This window comes from Streptomyces sp. NPDC005811 (assembly GCF_040630405.1).
GTDB lineage: Bacteria > Actinomycetota > Actinomycetes > Streptomycetales > Streptomycetaceae > Streptomyces.
The window spans coordinates 40,669-57,519 of record NZ_JBEXXK010000043.1 but is presented as its reverse complement, the minus strand read 5'-3'; the positions used below and the strand labels follow the sequence as shown (position 1 = coordinate 57,519).

The 16,851-nt window shown below is 66.8% G+C and carries 13 protein-coding genes and 1 pseudogene; 8 read left to right on the top strand and 6 right to left on the bottom strand.

Annotation, left to right across the window (positions count from 1 at the left end):
- Positions 1-34: 34 nt before the first annotated feature.
- The 3 genes from ABZ490_RS36275 to ABZ490_RS36265 form a co-directional block, all read right to left on the bottom strand.
- On the bottom strand, positions 35-841 hold the full coding sequence (locus ABZ490_RS36275) for an ABC transporter permease (RefSeq protein WP_359000168.1): 807 nt from the start codon (positions 839-841) through the stop codon (positions 35-37).
- 62 nt (positions 842-903) lie between these two features.
- Positions 904-1,998, bottom strand: a complete 1,095-nt coding sequence (locus tag ABZ490_RS36270; protein ID WP_359000165.1) for an ABC transporter permease — start codon at positions 1,996-1,998, stop codon at positions 904-906.
- On the bottom strand, positions 1,995-3,638 hold the full coding sequence (locus tag ABZ490_RS36265) for an ABC transporter substrate-binding protein (protein ID WP_359000162.1): 1,644 nt from the start codon (positions 3,636-3,638) through the stop codon (positions 1,995-1,997). The genes ABZ490_RS36270 and ABZ490_RS36265 overlap by 4 nt, the downstream gene beginning before the upstream one ends.
- Before the next feature lie 578 nt (positions 3,639-4,216).
- Between ABZ490_RS36265 and ABZ490_RS36260 the strand changes: the two are divergent.
- The 5 genes and pseudogenes from ABZ490_RS36260 to ABZ490_RS36240 all read left to right on the top strand — a co-directional run.
- A pseudogene (locus tag ABZ490_RS36260) lies at positions 4,217-4,850 on the top strand (IS5 family transposase); the annotation flags it as partial.
- A 1,140-nt stretch (positions 4,851-5,990) separates the two neighbouring features.
- Positions 5,991-7,157: a saccharopine dehydrogenase NADP-binding domain-containing protein gene (locus tag ABZ490_RS36255; RefSeq protein ID WP_359000159.1), complete on the top strand. Its 1,167-nt coding sequence runs from the start codon at positions 5,991-5,993 to the stop codon at positions 7,155-7,157.
- Positions 7,154-7,588, top strand: a complete 435-nt coding sequence (locus tag ABZ490_RS36250) for an acyl-CoA thioesterase (protein WP_359000156.1) — start codon at positions 7,154-7,156, stop codon at positions 7,586-7,588. Before ABZ490_RS36255 ends, ABZ490_RS36250 begins: the two co-directional genes overlap by 4 nt.
- 176 nt (positions 7,589-7,764) lie before the next feature.
- A complete protein-coding gene (locus ABZ490_RS36245; protein WP_359000153.1) occupies positions 7,765-8,553 on the top strand; it encodes an SDR family oxidoreductase in 789 nt (262 codons plus the stop codon).
- Positions 8,554-8,582: 29 nt separating this feature from the next.
- A complete protein-coding gene (locus ABZ490_RS36240) occupies positions 8,583-9,734 on the top strand; it encodes a saccharopine dehydrogenase NADP-binding domain-containing protein (RefSeq protein WP_359000150.1) in 1,152 nt (383 codons plus the stop codon).
- 169 nt (positions 9,735-9,903) lie between these two features.
- Here the strand turns inward: ABZ490_RS36240 and ABZ490_RS36235 are convergent, their stop codons facing one another.
- Positions 9,904-10,695, bottom strand: a complete 792-nt coding sequence (locus ABZ490_RS36235; RefSeq protein ID WP_359000147.1) for an SDR family oxidoreductase — start codon at positions 10,693-10,695, stop codon at positions 9,904-9,906.
- A gap of 208 nt (positions 10,696-10,903) precedes the next feature.
- Here ABZ490_RS36235 and ABZ490_RS36230 point away from each other — a divergent pair, with 208 nt between their 5' ends.
- Positions 10,904-11,530, top strand: coding sequence for a TetR/AcrR family transcriptional regulator (locus ABZ490_RS36230; protein ID WP_359000144.1), 627 nt, complete (start codon positions 10,904-10,906; stop codon positions 11,528-11,530).
- Positions 11,531-12,178: 648 nt separating this feature from the next.
- On the opposite strand, the gene ABZ490_RS36225 is transcribed toward ABZ490_RS36230, so the two are convergent.
- Both ABZ490_RS36225 and ABZ490_RS36220 read right to left on the bottom strand, forming a co-directional pair.
- The gene (locus ABZ490_RS36225) at positions 12,179-13,018 is read right to left on the bottom strand and encodes a hypothetical protein (protein ID WP_359000141.1); all 840 of its coding nucleotides are present in this window, start codon (positions 13,016-13,018) and stop codon (positions 12,179-12,181) included.
- A gap of 557 nt (positions 13,019-13,575) precedes the next feature.
- Complete coding sequence (locus tag ABZ490_RS36220; protein ID WP_359000138.1) at positions 13,576-14,328, bottom strand: response regulator transcription factor; 753 nt, start codon at positions 14,326-14,328, stop codon at positions 13,576-13,578.
- A 194-nt stretch (positions 14,329-14,522) separates the two neighbouring features.
- Between ABZ490_RS36220 and ABZ490_RS36215 the strand changes: the two genes are divergently transcribed.
- Together ABZ490_RS36215 and ABZ490_RS36210 are read left to right on the top strand one after the other, a co-directional pair.
- On the top strand, positions 14,523-15,188 hold the full coding sequence (locus tag ABZ490_RS36215; RefSeq protein ID WP_359000135.1) for a response regulator transcription factor: 666 nt from the start codon (positions 14,523-14,525) through the stop codon (positions 15,186-15,188).
- A 586-nt stretch (positions 15,189-15,774) separates the two neighbouring features.
- Positions 15,775-16,830, top strand: coding sequence for a histidine kinase (locus tag ABZ490_RS36210; RefSeq protein ID WP_359000132.1), 1,056 nt, complete (start codon positions 15,775-15,777; stop codon positions 16,828-16,830).
- Positions 16,831-16,851: the final 21 nt, after the last annotated feature.

Sequence of the window (16,851 nt, the reverse complement as noted above, 5' to 3'; positions counted from 1 at the left end):
CGTCCTCGTTCGGTTTCTCTGCGGTTACCGACCCTCATGCGACATCACCCGATCGTCCGGCGGTCTGCACGACGGCGTCGGCGATCAGGTTCACGGAGATCGCCAGGACCGCCAGCAACGCCGCCGGTACGAGCACGGAAAGCATGTTGGTCGCCATGACCGACCGGTTCTCAGTGATCATCAGCGCCCAGTTGGCATCGGGCGGACTCGCACCGACTCCCAGGAAGTTGAGGCTCGCGACGAGAAAGACCGCGGAGGGCGAGCGCACCCCGGCGTCGGCGGCGATCGTCGGCAGAATGTTCGGAAGGACCTCGTGGACGATCAGCCCTCCGGGCCTCTCTCCCCGGGCCACAGCGGCTTCGACGTAACCGGTCCTCGACACCTCCAGCGTCGCGGCGCGCGTGACGCGGGCGACACCGGGGAACAGCACGAGCACGATCCCGATCACCACGGCCGGTGCCGCGCCGCCCGTGCCCGTGATGAGGACCAGGAGGAGCAGCATGGGCGGGAACGCAACGAAGAGGTCGACCCCTCGCATCAGCAGCTGATCGACCCATCCCCGCGAGGTCATGCCGGCCACGGTGCCCACCCCCACACCGAGGACATAGGTGCCGACGACCGCGAGCGCCGAGACCCACAGGATCGCCACACCGCCGGCCAGGGCACGACTGAGCACGTCCCGCCCGAGGAAGTCGGTGCCGAGGGGCGCGCCCGGACCGGGCGGCGCGCCCGGCACCCCGACGGGCGCGCTGATGGAGTTCGCCGTCAACGGGCCGATGACGGCGACTGCGAGGACCAGGACGAGGAGCATGAGGCCCCACTTGCCCTGCCGGGTTCGCAAGAACTTCGGAGTCCTGCTTGCTTTCTTGGCGGGACGCGAATCCGTGCGCTGTGCCAGAGAGGTCACGTCCACTCCGTTCGCAGCCTGGGCACCAGGAGCACGACGACGATGTCGGCCAGGACGTTGATGAGGATGTAGAGGGCGGCCAGGGCCAGGGCGATCGCCTGGACCATGGGGATATCGCGGACCTGCACCGCGTGCACCAGCACGTTTCCGATGCCGGGATATCCGAAGAGCGCTTCGACGACGATGATCCCGCCCAGCAGGTACTGCACCGCCTGCGCGTAGGTCTGCACGCTCGAGGCAAGGGAGTTCCTGAGCGCGTACCTCACGATCACGCGCCGCTCGCCGATTCCGTTGAGCCGCGCCATTCGCACGTAGTCCTGCTTGAGCGACTCGATCACGCCCGCACGTATCTGCCGGGCGCAGAAGGCAAGGGTGGCACACAGGAGCGTGAGGACGGGCATGACCAGAGCGCTCGGACGTGCTAGTGGGCTGCTGCCGGGTGGGACGAGCGACACCGGTGGAAGAAGGTCCAGTTGGTTGAAGAGGAGGGCGATGAGGAACGTCCCCAACACAAACTCGGGAAGTGCTCCCAGGCACAGGGCCCCAAAGCTCAGCAAGTGGTCCGTCAGCCGACCGGCACGCAGAGCGGCGGCCGTGCCCACGAGCAGCGCGAGGGGAAGCAAGAGCACGGCCGCGATGCCTCCCAGCACCAGGCTGTTCCACAGCGGTGTGCCGATGATGTCGCTGATGGGCGCGGACTTGGCGCCGTGTGCCAGCTGGGCGGCGGAGTCACCGAGGTGCCCGCGGGCGGCGTCGCCCAGCCAGTCTGCGTACCTCACCAGCAGGGGGCGGTCGAGTCCTAGTCGCTGTTCCAGTTCCGCCAGCCGGGCCGGGTCGGGATTCCTTCCAAGTGACGCCTCGGCCACGTTTCCCGGAAGGGCGTTGGTTCCAAGGAAGATCAGGAACGAGACCGCGAGCAGGGTCGCCGCTCCCGCAAGGAGCCGGCGTAGGACATAACGGAGGAGGGGACGGTCCGGAAGTCCTCCCCCTCCTGTCGCCGCAGCGCCGGGCTCGCCCCCCGGGGCGTCCGAACCATCATCCGTCCGGAACGTGCGCGGAACGTCGGTCGATGGGGCATCGCTCTTGTTCACTTCGCCAGCCAGCCGTCGCGGAAGCAGTAGGAGTTGAGGGGGCCGTTCACCGTGACCTTGAGGCCGCGCACGGTCGTCCCGACGGCGTCGAGCCAGTCCGGCTGTGCCCAGACGATCAGGCCACCCGTCTCGAACTGTTCCTGCTGGGCTCGCTTCCACTGCGCGGCCGCTGCCGCCTCGTCGGTCGCGGACACCGCAGCATTGAAGGAGGTGTCCTTGGTACTGTCCCAGGCGGTCTCGCCCAGTTGCCCCATGCTGGAGTAGGCCGTCGTGAGGGATGGATAGGCGCCGGTCACGTCCAGCCCGAAGGGGTGGGGCCATCCGGTCGAGGGGAGAAAGTAGATCGACGGATCGAGCACCTGGACCTCGACCGTGATTCCGGCCGCGCTCGCCTGGTCGGCGAAGAGTGTCGCCGACTCCGTGGCTCCCGCGAACACGTCCGAGGTATGAAGCTTGACCTTCAACGACTCCTGGCCGGCAGCCTTGAGCAGTGCCTTGGCCTTCTCCACGTCCCGGGGGCGCTTCAGGTCCTTCGCGAAGTTGTTCGATCCGACGCCGACGAGGTCGTTGCCCACGGTTCCGTAGCCGGCCAGCGCGCCGTTGATCAGTGCCTTCCGGTCGACGACCAGCCGCATGGCCTGGCGTACCCTCACGTCGTTGAACGGCGGTGTGTCGGTGCGCATGCAGAAGTAGAAGGGAGAGGCCGATGGGGAACGCAGCAGCGTCACCTCGGTGGACGACGCGATCTGACGTGCGACGACCGGGGGCACCGACGGTGCCACGTCGATCTCGCCACCCTTCAGGGCGTTGATCCGCGCGTCCTCGTCGTTGTACGACGAGTCGATCACGAGTTCGTCGACGTGTGGTTTTCCCTCCTCCCAGTAGTCCCGGTTCGCGCTGAAGACGCTGCGCTGTCCGGCGTTGAACGATTCGAGCTTGAACGGTCCGGTCCCCAGAGAGTCGGCTGTCATCTGATCAGCGGTAGCGCCGTCCTGGACCACGTACGGGATGGACAGCATCGAGTCGAACTCGTACACCGGCTTCACCAGGGCAATCTCGACTGTCAGCTTGCCCCGTTTGCGGATGTTCGGAAGGTCCAGGTAATGACCCATTCCGACCGCCATGGACACGGAGGGATCGGACCAGAGCCGCAGGGAGTGGATCACGTCGTCGGCGGTGAAGGGTTTGCCGTTGTGGAAGGTGACCCCCTCTCGGAGCTGGAGGGTCCACACGCTTCTCGACTTGTTCGGTTCGACCGACAGCCCCAGGGCAGGCACCAGTTTACTGACGCTGTCGGTGGTCTCGAACAGTCGGTCGTACAGGTTGGTGACACGAGCGATGTCGACTGCGGAGAACGGGGCCAGCGGATTGACCGTTTCCGACTCCCCCGCCCCGATCATTCCGACCCGGAGCGTGCCGCCCGGCGCTGGTGTACCGCCCGGGGCAGCGTTGTGGAGTGTGACCGTTGCGGCCGGGGCCGCTCCCCCGGAGGTGTCCTGACAGCTCGTGAGCAATCCGGTGCCGGCCGCGGCGAGGATCCCTGTGGCTCCCAGCCTGAGCACGCCACGGCGACTCACTCCATCACCGGGCTCCCGCCGTCGACCGTCGGCTGCCTGGGCGATGACGTTGTGCGGTTCCATCGGGGCTCCTCGTATGACGTCCGATGCCGTATCTGGTCAGTTGTCGGCGAAGCGCCAGGACGTGTGGCGTGCCGTCGTAGCACCGCGCTGTCGCGCAGTCGCGGCACGTGTGTGCCAGGTGAGACCGTCGACAGTGGGGATCGCCCATCGGCGCGCAGTGCGGACGGCCTCGTTCGCACAAAGCAACGCCCTTCCTCACGAAGGCACTGTCGTCCTCTGTTCAGTGGGATGGATCACACGTGCGGGAACAGCACCCGGCTGGGGGATGCCCCGGTTCGGTGCGAGCCGACACCGGGCGGGCGGAACTGTCCGGGTAGGAACATTTTCGGCCACGTCGCGCGGGGACTGCGGTTCGTCGCACGAGATCAGACATCTGGGGGATGCGGGGCCGGGAACCGGTCCACATAACATCGGCGACCCTACGCCGGGCCTGCCTTCGTTCCCGGGCTTCGTTACCCTCTGAAGGAGTTACTCGCTCTAACAAAAGCTGTTGATCATGTGACTGTTGGCTTGTCTGCTCGCTGGTCTGGTCCTGGGTAAACGTCAGTCGCGGCCGTGGATCGTGCCGGATGAAGCGGGAGTACCTGCCCCAGGAGCTGGGCTTTGGTTCGGGCATGTCCTGCTGGCTGCGGCTCGCCGCCTGGAACGAGGCCAGCGCCTGGAACCAACTCCATGTGGTGCTGCTGGAGAAGCTGCACTCGAAGAACCAGCTGGACTCGTCCCGGGCGGTGATCGACTCCTTGCACGTCCGGTCGGCACGCAGGGGCCCAAAGGCGGCCCCAGCCCGGTCGACCGCGCACGGCCGGGCAGTAAGCACCACCTCATCGTCGACAGGCAGGGCATCCCGCTCGCGGTGTCGTTGATCGGCGGCAACCGCAACGACGTCACTCAACTCCTGCCGCTGCACGACAAGATTCCGGCCGTCGCGGGCAGGGTCGGCAGACCGCGCTGTCGGCCGACCGCGGCTGCGACCACGACGAGTACCGCCGCCTGCTCTGGCAGCGAGGGATGCGCCCCGTGATCGCAGAGCGAGGCCAGCCCCATGGCAGCGGCCTGGGCATCTTCCGCTACGTCGTCGAGCGCACGATCTCCTGGCTGCACGGCTTCCGCCGGCTTCGGATCCGCTGGGAACGACGCGACGACATCCACGAAGCGATCCTCGGCCTCGCCGTCTGCGTGATCACCCACCGGCACGTGAAGCGCCTTTGTTAGGGCCCTTTGGTCATGAGCACACCAGGAGACCTGGTCATGGCAACGGAGGCGGCCGGGCGCATCGACGACTGAGCCGAGACAGGCGACCGACGTGTGTACCACCCCCCGCTCTCCGTCAGGCACTGATCGGGTTCGGGCTGGGAAAATCCTTCTCGCTTCCGAAGAACATCCCCCGGCCCGCTTTTCAGCGCCTGATCGTGGCCCCTGTGCGTCAGGAGTCCGCGTCCAGCGGACGATCAGGAGGTGACGTCGGCTATCGGTGTGAGGTCTGCCAGCCCAAGGAAGGGACCGGTGTGCCCCCATGGGTGGTCCACCTACGCGGCGATCCGACGGCGATGACATCGACACGGAGCAGGATTTGACGACCGAGGGTGCGTGGAGCCAGCCGTTCAGGGCCCCTGCCGGTCGGTCCTTCCGATTACGTGGTGGCGATCCTTTTGGGCACACGCCCACAGGGCCGAGCTCAGTGTCGGCCCGGTCGTGGTGTGGGATGAGCCCGGCGGGGTACCTCGCCTGGCCGCGGCCCCGAGAGCTGCGCATGACGGCACACTCCACGTCGAGGGTCTGAGGCGTTCTGAAGCACTGTTCGATAGTGGCGTCAACGACCATGACCCCGCGCACCCGCCGGGAGCTACCCCCATGGCCGAGGACGAGGGATACCGCAGGACACGCAGACCGGTATGGACCTGATGGCCGCCCTGTACGACCTGGAAAGGTAGTGCGCGCCCCCACTGGCCTGGCCCGTACTTCGCGCCCCGGAACGATCCAGCCGACCTTCCGCCTCACATCGTCCTGATCGCCGAGTTCGACCCGCACCGCGAATGCCGCGCATATGTGCGCGAGCGCAGCGTCGTCCGAGTACGTCGCGGAGCCACATGGAAATCGGCCTGGCCCACTGCGCCGACACCCCGCTGCCCCCAGCCCCGGGCTCGCGCCCTTCCAGCCTGCCGTCAGTGACGTGGTCGCCTTTTTTCCGGCCACATGACGGCGAGGCCGTGGCCGCCGGTGTGTCACACCAAGCGCTCACACCCCCAGCCGGGCATTTCTCAGCGCACGCTCAAGGTCTCGCGCCGTCCTCCGCCTATGTTCCAGGACGACCCACCCATCGCCATACCGTCGCCAGCCGCAGGAGGACCCTGAATGTCGCATCCCCCGCTTCGTGTCATCGCCGTCGGAGGCGCCGGCGCCATGGGCCGCTGGGCCGTGAGAACCCTGGCCCAACTGGGCACGGCCGCCGTGCTGACCGTCGCGGACATCGACGAGAACCGTGCGCGCCGCCTGGCCCAAGAGATCGGTGGTCCGTGCCGCGCGCTGGCCCTCGACGCCACCGACCCCGGTGCGCTGAGCGCGGCGTTCGCCGACTACGACGTCGTCGTCAACACCATGGGGCCGTTCGCCACGTTCGTCCGGCCGGTGCTGGAGGCGGCCCTCGACGCCCGGTGCCACTACCTGGACATCAATGACGACTGGCAGCCCACGGTGAGCGCGTTCGGCTACGACGCTGACGCCCGCATGCACGGTCTGCACATCGTCGTCGGGCTGGGCGGCAGCCCCGGGGTCACGAACCTCTGTGCCGTCCTGGCGGCCGAACGACTAGACCGGGTGGACGAGTTGTACACCGGTTGGAAGGTCGCCGGGGCCACCGCGGTGGACGAGCCGGGCTACCCGGCCGCCAAGGCGTCGGCCGCGGTAGAACACTGGCTGCACCAGTGCAGCGGCCCCATCAGGGTGTGGTCCGAGAGGGCCGTCGCGCAGACCGACGCCGTGCGCAAGGTCACCCTCGACTTCCCGGGACGGGGCAAGGTCGACGCCTACACCATGGGGCACCCGGAGCCCGTCACCCTGCCCAGGCGCTACCCCGGCCTGAGGACATGCCTGAATCTGCAGTCGGGGCCGACCTGGCTCCTCGACCATCTGCGCCATGTCGGACAGGAGTTCGCCGCCGGGCGGGTCGGTCTGCGGGAGGGAGCAGAGATGCTCGCCGATCCTCCTCGCCCCGCCGAGCAAGGGCCGCGCGATCCGCTGCCCGTCGAGTGGGGCCTCGCCGTCGGGATCAGGGACGGCCGCCGACACACGGTCGCTGCGTATCCACGGCACTTCCACCCCGCGCGGATGGGCGGCAATACCGGAGTACCACTGGCGGTCGGCGTGGAACTCCTGCGCCGTGGCCTGCTCAGGGACACCGGTGTGCACGCCCCGGAGACGGCCGTCGATCCCCTGGCGTTCTTCGACGTCCTGGCGCCCCTGATCGATCCCTCGCTGACCGGCGCGGGCGACCTCATCGCCGTCGAGGAGGTCGCGGCATGAGCCCCGTCAACGCGGCGAACCAACCGGACGTACCGCAGGGCTTCAAGGACTGGTGGTCGACCACAGTCGAGCCGTGGTGGCGCGACTTCGACTACCTCGGTCACGTCACGGCCGCGTCCTACGCCGCCATATACGAACAGGCCTTCGCCGAATTCGTCGCCGAACGGTGGCACACGTCTGAGCCCAGCTACGTCGTCGCACGGCTGGACATCACATACCTGCGCGAGATCCGCCCCCGAAACACCCCGCTACGGATCCATGTGAGCATCGGGCACACGGGACGGACCAGCCTCACCGCCGCCATGGTCCTGTGTGACGTGGAAGGGCTGCCCCGCAGTATCGCGCGGGCGCGCTACTGCGCCTGGGACCGGGAGCAGCGCACCACCCGACCTCTGACCACAGAGGAACGGACCGGGTTGGCCACCAGTTGACGGCCGAGTCCGAGGGGATCGCTCGCCGCCTCGGAATGCCGGAATCGGCCGGATGTGCGATTGGAGTGCCCCACCCAACCGGGCATGTTTCACCGGACGTTCGTCCCCTACCGCCGACGGCGTGGCGAAGGTGGTCTGGCTCGACCTGAATCCCCCCATCCGAACGGAGCCCTTCCATGACCATCAGCCGCCCCGAGGCGAAGTCTCTCACCGACGCCTTCGGCCTCACGGGCAAGCGCGCGATCGTGACAGGGGCCAGCCGCGGCATAGGACGAGCGATCACACTGGCGTTCGCAGCGGTCGGAGCACAGGTCTGCGCCGTCGCCCGTTCCCGGTCAGGCCTGGCGGAGACCGTCTCGCTCGCCGAGGGACTGGAGGGCTCGGTCACCGCGGTCGAAGGCGACCTCACATCACCGGACGGCATCGCGGACACTGTGGAAGCCGCCGCCGACGCGCTCGGGGGCATAGACATCCTGGTCAACAACGCAGGACTCGACAACGAGGAAAGCCTCGACCGCACAAGCCTGGAGGTGTGGCAGCAGGTCTTCGACCTCAACGTGCGCTCCGTCTTCCTGGTGTGCAAGGCGGCGGCCCCCTACCTGCTGGAGGGCGGCGGCAAGGTCATCAACGTCGCCTCGATGTTCGGTCAGGTGGGCGTGCGCGGCGAGATCGCCTACGTCACCTCCAAGCACGCCGTCGTCGGCTTCACCAAGGCGCTCGCGATGGAATGGGCGAGGAAGGGCATCCAGGTCAATTCCCTCGGCCCAGGCTTCGTGGAGACGGACATGCTGAAGGCCGCCGCCTCCGACGAGGCCGTCGCCGCGTTCATGCGGCGCTCCACCCCGATGGGGCGCTGGGCCCAACCCGAGGAGATGACAGGAGCCGCCGTGTTCCTCGCCTCGTCGGCCTCCGACTTCATGACCGGTCAGCTGTTGCTCGTCGACGGCGGCTACACCGCCCAGTAGACGGTTTCAGACATCAGCAAGGAGTGCATGTGCGGATCATCATCATGGGCGGCGCCGGCGACATGGGCCAGGTCGCCTGCGCGACGACGGCGGCTGACCCCGCGATCACCTCGGTCCTTGTCGCCGACCGCGACAGGCGGCGCGCCACCGAGGTCGCCCGGCGGCTGGGACCCAAGGGCGCCGCCATGGCTCTCGACATCACCGACGGCCACGCGACGGCGGCTGCACTCGCCGACGTCGACCTCGTGCTCAACACGGTCGGTCCGTTTTACCTCTACGGGCGCCCCGTTCTGGAGGCCGCGGTGACGGCGGGAAAGCACTACGCCGACATCGCCGACGACTGGGAACCGACGATCGAGATGTTGGAACTCGACGACCGGGCCCGTGCCGCGGGCATCACTGCCATCGTCGGGATGGGCGCCTCCCCCGGCGTCTCCAATCTGCTGGCCGCGGTGGCCCATGCACAGTTGGATGTGGTGGAGAGCCTGCACACCGTGTGGCGTGGCGGCTCGGGGGTACCCAAGGCTCCGGCGAACCCTGCGGACCTCGCTCCCGCCGCCGCCATCGACCACTGGATCCACAACCTGTCCGAGCCGATCCGTGTCTGGCGGGACGGCGAGTACCGGACAACGGACGCGCTGGAGAAGCTCGAGATCGTGTACCCCGGCGTCGGTCCCGCCGACGTCTGGACCTGTGGCCACCCCGAGCCGATCACGCTGCCCCGGACCTTCCCGGACGTCAGGCACTGCCTGAACGTGATGTTCGCCCGCCCTGGGCTGATCGACGCCGCGCGCAAGGTGCGCAACCGGGTCAGGTCTGGGGAGCTGACCGTCCCGGAAGGGAGCCTGGAGTTCCTGATGATGCCGGGCCGCCGCGGTCCCGAGGCCGGGCCCGTTCCTGACCTGCCGGGCGTATTCGCCTATGCCGAAGGCGTCAAGGACGGCAAGCCCGCGCGGACCGTGGTGTCCACCGACCTGCTTCCCGAAGGTGGCATGGGCGAGGCGACCTGCGTTCCGCTGGCCGTCGCCGCCGGGATGATCGCCCGCGGTGAGGTGTCCCGGAAGGGGGTCATGGCCCCTGAGGCGGCGATCGCCCCGGGTGTCTTCTTCCCGCGACTGGCGCCGTTCGCCGCCGACCGCGTCGGCCGGGAACCGCTGAACATCGTCGTCGAGACGTTCTGAGCGGCCCGAGCGAAGCCGGGGGATGCTCACTCGCCGCCGTGGGGCGCAAGGTGCGTGCCCCCCTCTTCCCACGCCCGCTTGATCGTACGAAGGGCACAGCCGCCACCTACGACCGTCCGCCCACCGTCCCCGAAGGCGGTGGGCCGACTGCTGCTGCGCCTGTCCATCGTCAGACGACGTTCACCAGCCGGATCCCCCCTTCGACGGGCACGACCGCGCCCGTCACATACCACGCCGCCCGGCTCGCAAGGAAGACCATGACACCAGCGATGTCGTCGGGCCTGCCGATACGACCCAATGGCGCCGCCCGTTCGAGATCGTCCTTGATCTCGTCGAGCGTGGCGGACATCATCTTGGACTCGAAGGGACCCGGCGCCACCGCGTTGACAGTGATGTGGCGGGTACCCAGGTCGACCGCCAGCACCCGGGTGAGGTGGTGCAGACCGGCCTTGCTCGCCGAGTAGGCGTATGTCGGCATGCGCGGCACCCGCAGGCCGTCGATGGAACCCACGTTCACCACCCGCGCGAGGTCGTCCGCCGTCGCGCCCGCCTCCAGGGCCGGGAGCAGGGCCTGGATCAGGAGGAACGGTGAACGCAGGTTGAGGTTGATCACCTTGTCCCAGCCGGACACCGGATACTCGTCGAGCGGTGCCCCCCACGCGGCACCGGCGTTGTTGACGAGGACGTGCAGCGCGTTCTCGAGCGCCGTGATCTCGTCCGCGACGGCGGCGCAGCCTTCCGCCGTGGACAGGTCGCGGCCGAGCGGGACGACGTCGCCATACTGTGCCAGGTCCTCGGCCGCACGTTCACAGGCGGCGGCGTCGCGCGACACCGCATAAACACGGGCACCCGCGGCAAGCAGGCCACGGGCTGCCATGAGGCCCATGCCGCAGCTGCCGCCGGTGACCACAGCCGTCTTGCCGGAAAGATCGAACAGTATGCCAGAGCTGCTTTCTGTCAAACATTCCAGAGCACGTAGTTGTGATCGCACAAACGACCGGACACTCGGAGAGGATTGTGGACAGGCACCCCCACGCTCGCCTCGAATACCTCGAAGGTATGCGCCGCACCACATCGGGGCCGGGCGCCGCCCAGCCCATGTGCCCACCTGGGGGATGTCCTGGCCAGAGCCCATGGCCCCGCCGGTCCGCGCCGATAGGATTCGAGGCATGAGCCGATCACGGGTTGAACGCGACCGCGCGTCCGATAACGCGGTGGATGGACACGGAGCGCGCGAGCGCATCCTCGCGGCCGCGACCCGTCTGTTCCAGGAATCGGGTTATGAGGGGACTTCGGTGTCCCGCATAGCCAAGGCCGCGGACATGACTCCGGCCAACATGTACTGGCACTTCCCCTCGAAACAGGAGGTGCTCGCCGAGGTTCTCAGTTCGATGTACCGGAGATCGTACGAGGAACTCGCCTCAGCAGTCCCGGCGGGGGGCGCGGTCGAGCGCCTCTCCGCGTACGTGCGCGCCTACGTCCGAATCCAGCTGACAGAAGTGGGAGAGCATCGCAACTTCGGATATGCCAGCCTCGCCTCTGCCCTCCCGCCCGAGGGCCAGGACGAGGTGAACAGGGTGGGCCGACCGTACCTGGAGCTCCTACGCGAGATCCTGCGGCAGGGTGTGGCCGAGGGCGAGTTCGAGATCGACGACCTGAAGGTGACGTCGTACGCGATCTCCACAACCTGCGAGTACGTCTTCACATGGTGTCGGGCCGACGGCCCTCTCCCGTTCGACGAGGTGGGCGAGAACTACGTGAGACTGATCCTCAGAATGGTGCGTCGTACGCGATAGCGGGACGCCGGCACGCCTGTGATGTGCGTCAACACAGGGGCAAAGTGCGCAGGTGACTGGGGGCACAGGCCGGGAGATGACGAGAACCCGGACCACAGCCGAGACCTCGGCCGCGCCCGGCACGTCGCCGCTGGAGATCATCACCTTGCGTGTCCGTCGGCCCCACTACCCAGGCTTCGCGGAAGCGGGTGATCGTCCGTCAGCTCCGGCCTTCTGCTGCGTCAGCAAGAGTTCCTGCGGAGTGTCGAGGAGAGGCAGGCGTCCACAGCAACGCTGGTGAGGCGGGCGGCCGCGACTCCCGCGGCCCCTTTCCCGGGGCCCGAACAGCGCTCGCCGTACGGCCGACACTGGGTCCACGCATCGAACATCCAGTACTTCCTCGACCGGCGGGGAGACCTGCATGGTGAGAACCTCTCCCGGCCGGGCCGGGTGGAACCGGCGGCTGTCGCGTGGCCTGATCGTAGGGTTGCGTGACGCCCAGCTGTGGCCTCTGACCAGGCAAGTTGGTCAGAGGCCACAGCCGCTTCGCAGATTCGTTCCGCTGAGCGAGGAACGAGCCTCTCCTGGTGTCCGCTTTCGATGATGCGGTTTCGGCGCCGAGACAAGAATCAGCCTCGTCCACGGCTCCCGGTTCTTCCGCCCGTTCCGCTACCCCGCTACGCCACCCCCGGGGTCAACCGGCTGGTCCCCTTGCTGGTCGGGCACAAGCGCGGGCGTGAGATCGGCGGGCTGCGTCGTAGGCAGCGTGGAGTCCTGGAGGATCTTGTCCTCGCTGGTCGACGGCGAGGGCACGATGGCGTTGGCGAAGTCCTTGCAAGCGTCGTCGGATTCTTTCTGCGTCATCGTCCTCTGGCGGAAGATGAGCCTGCTGGCGCCGGAGGGATCCTCCTCCGTGAAGCTGGCGCCATTGATGAACCAGAAGAAGTGACCGAAGAACCGACTCGGGAAGTGAAACTCCCAGTTACCGGTCGTCCTCACGAGGGCCGTCGCCCTGACGACCTGCGACTTCGAGGAGGGCCGAAGCGTTTCGGTGAACGTCTGCGACGAGGTGCGGGAATTTTCCCAGCCCACCCCGACACTCGCTGTCATACTGGCGTTCAGGACACTCAGGAAGCTGGCACCGGCGGTGAGCGAGAAGCCGAGGTTCGTACTGGAAGACGTCGTGTCCGACCACGTCGTCGCTTTCGTGATCGGTTCGGGCTCGCAGTTGAGGACGATGTCACTGACCGCGTGTTCCGCACCCAGGAACTTCTCGGTATTCGTGACCGTGAATTTACACACGTCCGCCACTCCGCAGGCCGACATCAGCTCCTCGAAGGTCGGGAGCCGGTTGTCGTTGGAAATCCCGGTGCCTTCATCGGCTTTGATGGATATATTGCTCTTACTGGTGCCTTCCGAGGCGTTGGCGACCACCGCCACCCCAGATGCGATAATAGCAATCGCGAGGCCGACATAAAGCGGCCGTTTCTTGCTCTTACGGTGCGACATCCCGCTCCATTCAGTTCGGGCCCTTTCCAGGACCGGTCTTATTCAGGTAATCAGCAGCGTGGAAAAGTCAACAGGGTCAAGTGTCCCGTCCCGTTGCCGACTTTTCCTGATCGACCGGTGGGCCTCAGGGCACAGCCCGCCATCGATTCGGAAATTTCCCGAAAAACAGCATGGATCGCTGATTGCTGTAATCAAGCTCAGGATTCACCATGCAGAGTTCGACCCACGAATGACCGACTACACAGAACTCATCCAATTGGCCGGGTTCGCCAACCTGCGTCCTACGGAATCGTCAGATGGTTTCCCGCGTCGTGGCACAGGGTTCAAACGGTTGGTGTTCCGGTTCGAGGCGCCGGCGACCTCCACCGAGGCCTCGGCCGACGAGGCGCGTGCCGGGCCGAGCACCTGGCACGGGGTAGCCACCACCCCTGGCCTGTGGATTCCGGCGCTTGATCCCCCGCGCCACTGGGCGGAAGGCCATCTCATCGACCACAACCGATATCGCTGTACAGGACTCCCAGTCCCGCGAGCGCGGGTCCCGGAGGGCGGGCCTGCAGTTACTTCCTGTGCTGACCCGGTACGAGGTGGAGGCCGGCGTCCAGCCACATGATCACTGCCTCGGTGCGGCTGAAGACACCGAGTTTGGTGTAGATGGTGCTCAGGTTGTTGCGTACGGTCTTGGTGGAAATGGAGAGTCGATGTCCGATCTCCGTGGTTCGGCAACCCTGCGTCAGCAGCCCCATGATCTGCCGTTCGCGCGGTGACAGGACCTCTGCGCGCCAGCTGTCGGTACCGTCAGGGCCGGCCGACGCTCCGGCCTGTGCCAGCGTCGCGGCTGCGACCGGGGAGAGATGTGTGTGGCCGGCTGCAGTGCTCCACAAGGCGTTCTTCAGCGTCCAGCCCTGATAGTCACCCTCGACCAGACATCCGTGGACGCCCAGCCGGAATGCCGTAGGAACCTCCCGGCCGTCCGTCACCTGGCTGATCAGGAGGATCGGCAGGGGCCTCTCCCCCGTGACACCGAGGAGCTGCGCAATGTCGCTCCTGACCTTGTGAGAGCGCAACAGAACGACCTGACCGGGGCCAGCCTGCGCGTCGGCGAAGGGCCGTTGGATCTCACGCAGACGTACGGTGTCGTTCTGCTGGAGCCACCTCCGATAGGGCCAGTCCTGGTCATCGCAGGCCACGATGACGTCGATGACGCCAGACGCACGCGTTGACCTTTTGTCGACCTTGGTTGTGGTGGTTTCCGGGAACCGGGAGCAACGCACGATAGGCCCCTTCACATGGGTGAGCCGGGTCTGCAGCACCCGACTCTCCCGGGACAGACGGCCCTGACTTGTCGGCCGTTCGGTCGATTTACAGGACCTCCCGTCGGCCGAATGGCCACACGCGCAGGTGCGCGTCCGATCGCAAAACAGATCAATGTGTTAATTTTCAAGCAGATCGGGCGGGTGTCCTGATTCGCCTGCTGAATCGAACCACCCATGGCAAAATCCGGCATGTGCTCAACAGCGAGATACGCGTACTGATCGCGGACGATCAGATCCTGGTCCGGACAGGCTTCCGAATGATCCTCGACTCTCAGAGTGACATCACGGTGGTGGGCGAGGCAGCCGACGGAGCTGAGTGCGTCGAACTGGCTCGCAGGTTGAGGCCCGATGTGTGCCTTCTCGACATCCGGATGCCGCGGCTGGACGGCCTGGAGGTAGCCCGACTGCTGGCCGGACCCGGGGTGGCCGACCCAGTAAAGGTCGTGATGGTCACCAGCTTCGACGAGGACGGCTACCTCAACACCGCGCTGCGCAACGGAGCGGTCGGTTTCCTATTGAAGGACTCGGCGCCCGCCCTTCTGATCGAGGCAGTACGAGCGGCCCGTCACGGCGATGTGCTGGTCTCGCCGTCGGTGACGGTCAAGCTACTCAAACAGCTGACTCGCTACCCAGCTCGGCCGGCCTCCACAGATCTCGCTGAACCTCCCGTGAGCGAAAGGGAGTTAGCCGTGATCCGACAGGTGGCGGTTGGCCGCACCAACCACGAGATCTGCGAGGAGCTCTGCCTGTCCCTGTCCACGGTCAAGACTTATCTGGGGCGAATCCACGGCAAACTCGGAGTGCGCAACCGTGTGGAGGTGGCGGCATGGGCCTGGGCAAACGGCCATGTCGGGTAGCCACGAGCGATCGTCAGGCATTCTCTGTGCCCGCTCCGCCAGTTCCAACGCCTCTTCGGCAAGGCCAAGATGCGTATCGTCCGTGATGAGGACGGACTCTCGGCGCCGGGCTCCTGCGTTCGCCAGCGATTTCCACAAGGCCGGCAGAAGGTGGGTGTTTGGCGACTACGACAGTGGCCTCTACTTCACCAGGTTCACCGGACGAAGATTGTCCACCATATTCCGTCCCATGGCGGGGCCTCTCCAGACACGCCCGCTCTGACCCGCTAACGGCCGATCGATTACGTGAGGCCCGAAACACTCGCGTGGCACTGTCCGTCATCCGAAGGCACGTAACCATGGCAGGAGTTGATCCATGAACCGTCTACGGGAACACCGCAAGTACGAGTGGAAAGGGGGATGGGGAAACGGCCTCGCAGGGGCACCGCACCCCTGACTCTCCATGGCGTATCCCGCGATGTGGTTCTCTCGGTCGCGTGACCGACTGCGCAGAGTCCAAGTCCTGTACTTCGGGTTGGGTACGCTGTGGCTCCTCGAAATAGTCATGATCGGGCGTGGCGCCCCCCGAACCGAAGACTGGCTGCCCGTGCTGAGCGGCTCGGTCGCGGTGGCACTGGTCCTGTTGCCGGAGCGCTGGCTGAGCCCGGAAGGCCGGGCGGTATTCGCCGTGGTCGGGTCGTCGGTGCTCACCCTTGCCGTTGTGGTGCTGAGGCGGGATCTGCCCGAGTGGGGCATGCTCGAGACGGCGTGTCTGCTGGTCCTGCTGGTCCGAACCTGCCGCCGGGCCAAGCAGCCCCGTGTGGTCCTCGTGTTGGTGTTGTGCCTGACCGCCGCCGTCATCGACGAGCCTATGAGGACAGGGGGGATGGGCATCACCCTGACCTATCCCTTTTTGCTGACCTTCGCCACCGGGGGCGCGATCGCGCTTGGCTGTTACCTGCGTTCCCGGGACGACCAGCGGGTCCGCGTCATCGCCGCCGTACGGCAGGCCGAGCGAATGCGGCTCGCCCGGGATCTCCACGACTTCGTTGCCCACCACGTCAGCGGCATCATCGCACAGGCCCATGCCGGCGACACGCTGCACAAGACCGCCCCGGAAAGCGTCGGACCGATCCTGCGCAACATCGTCGAGGCCGGCCAGCAGACCATGCAGTCGATGCGAAAGCTGGTACGCGTTCTACGCGAGGACGAGACCGCGGCGGTGGAGGTCGGTGGGCTCTTCGAGCAGCTCGCCCGCTTGGTCGCCTTGTTCGAAAGCCAGGGCGCCGGATCGACTGTCCGGCTGGAGATCACCGAACATGCCAGCGCCACCAATTTGCTACCCGAGGTGGAATCGGCCGTCTACCAAGTGGTGCAGGAGTCGCTGACCAACGTGCGTCGGCACGCTCCCGGGTCCCAGGTGCACATACGCGTCCACGAGAACCGGGCCGGGATGCTCCGGGTCGAAGTGCACAACACCATGCCCCCGTCTCCTGTGGGCCGGCGGTCCCGGATCGACGGCGGTTTCGGCCTCGTCGGACTGCGCGAGCGGGCGGCGGCACTGGGTGGTTCCATCACGACCGGCCCGAGCGACGACGGCGGCTGGTGCGTCATCTCGCACTTCCCGGCCACGTCAAAGGCCGTAGCCCGAGACACAGGCTGAGTGGCCACTTGGGGACAGCTC

Excerpts from the sequence above, each read along its gene's own strand:
- ABZ490_RS36265 (WP_359000162.1), bottom strand. The coding sequence starts at position 3,638 with ATGGAACCGCACAACGTCATCGCCCAGGCAGCCGACGGTCGACGGCGG.
- ABZ490_RS36255 (WP_359000159.1), top strand. The coding sequence starts at position 5,991 with ATGTCGCATCCCCCGCTTCGTGTCATCGCCGTCGGAGGCGCCGGCGCC.
- ABZ490_RS36250 (WP_359000156.1), top strand. The coding sequence starts at position 7,154 with ATGAGCCCCGTCAACGCGGCGAACCAACCGGACGTACCGCAGGGCTTC.
- ABZ490_RS36245 (WP_359000153.1), top strand. The coding sequence starts at position 7,765 with ATGACCATCAGCCGCCCCGAGGCGAAGTCTCTCACCGACGCCTTCGGC.
- ABZ490_RS36230 (WP_359000144.1), top strand. The coding sequence starts at position 10,904 with ATGAGCCGATCACGGGTTGAACGCGACCGCGCGTCCGATAACGCGGTG.
- ABZ490_RS36225 (WP_359000141.1), bottom strand. The coding sequence starts at position 13,018 with ATGTCGCACCGTAAGAGCAAGAAACGGCCGCTTTATGTCGGCCTCGCG.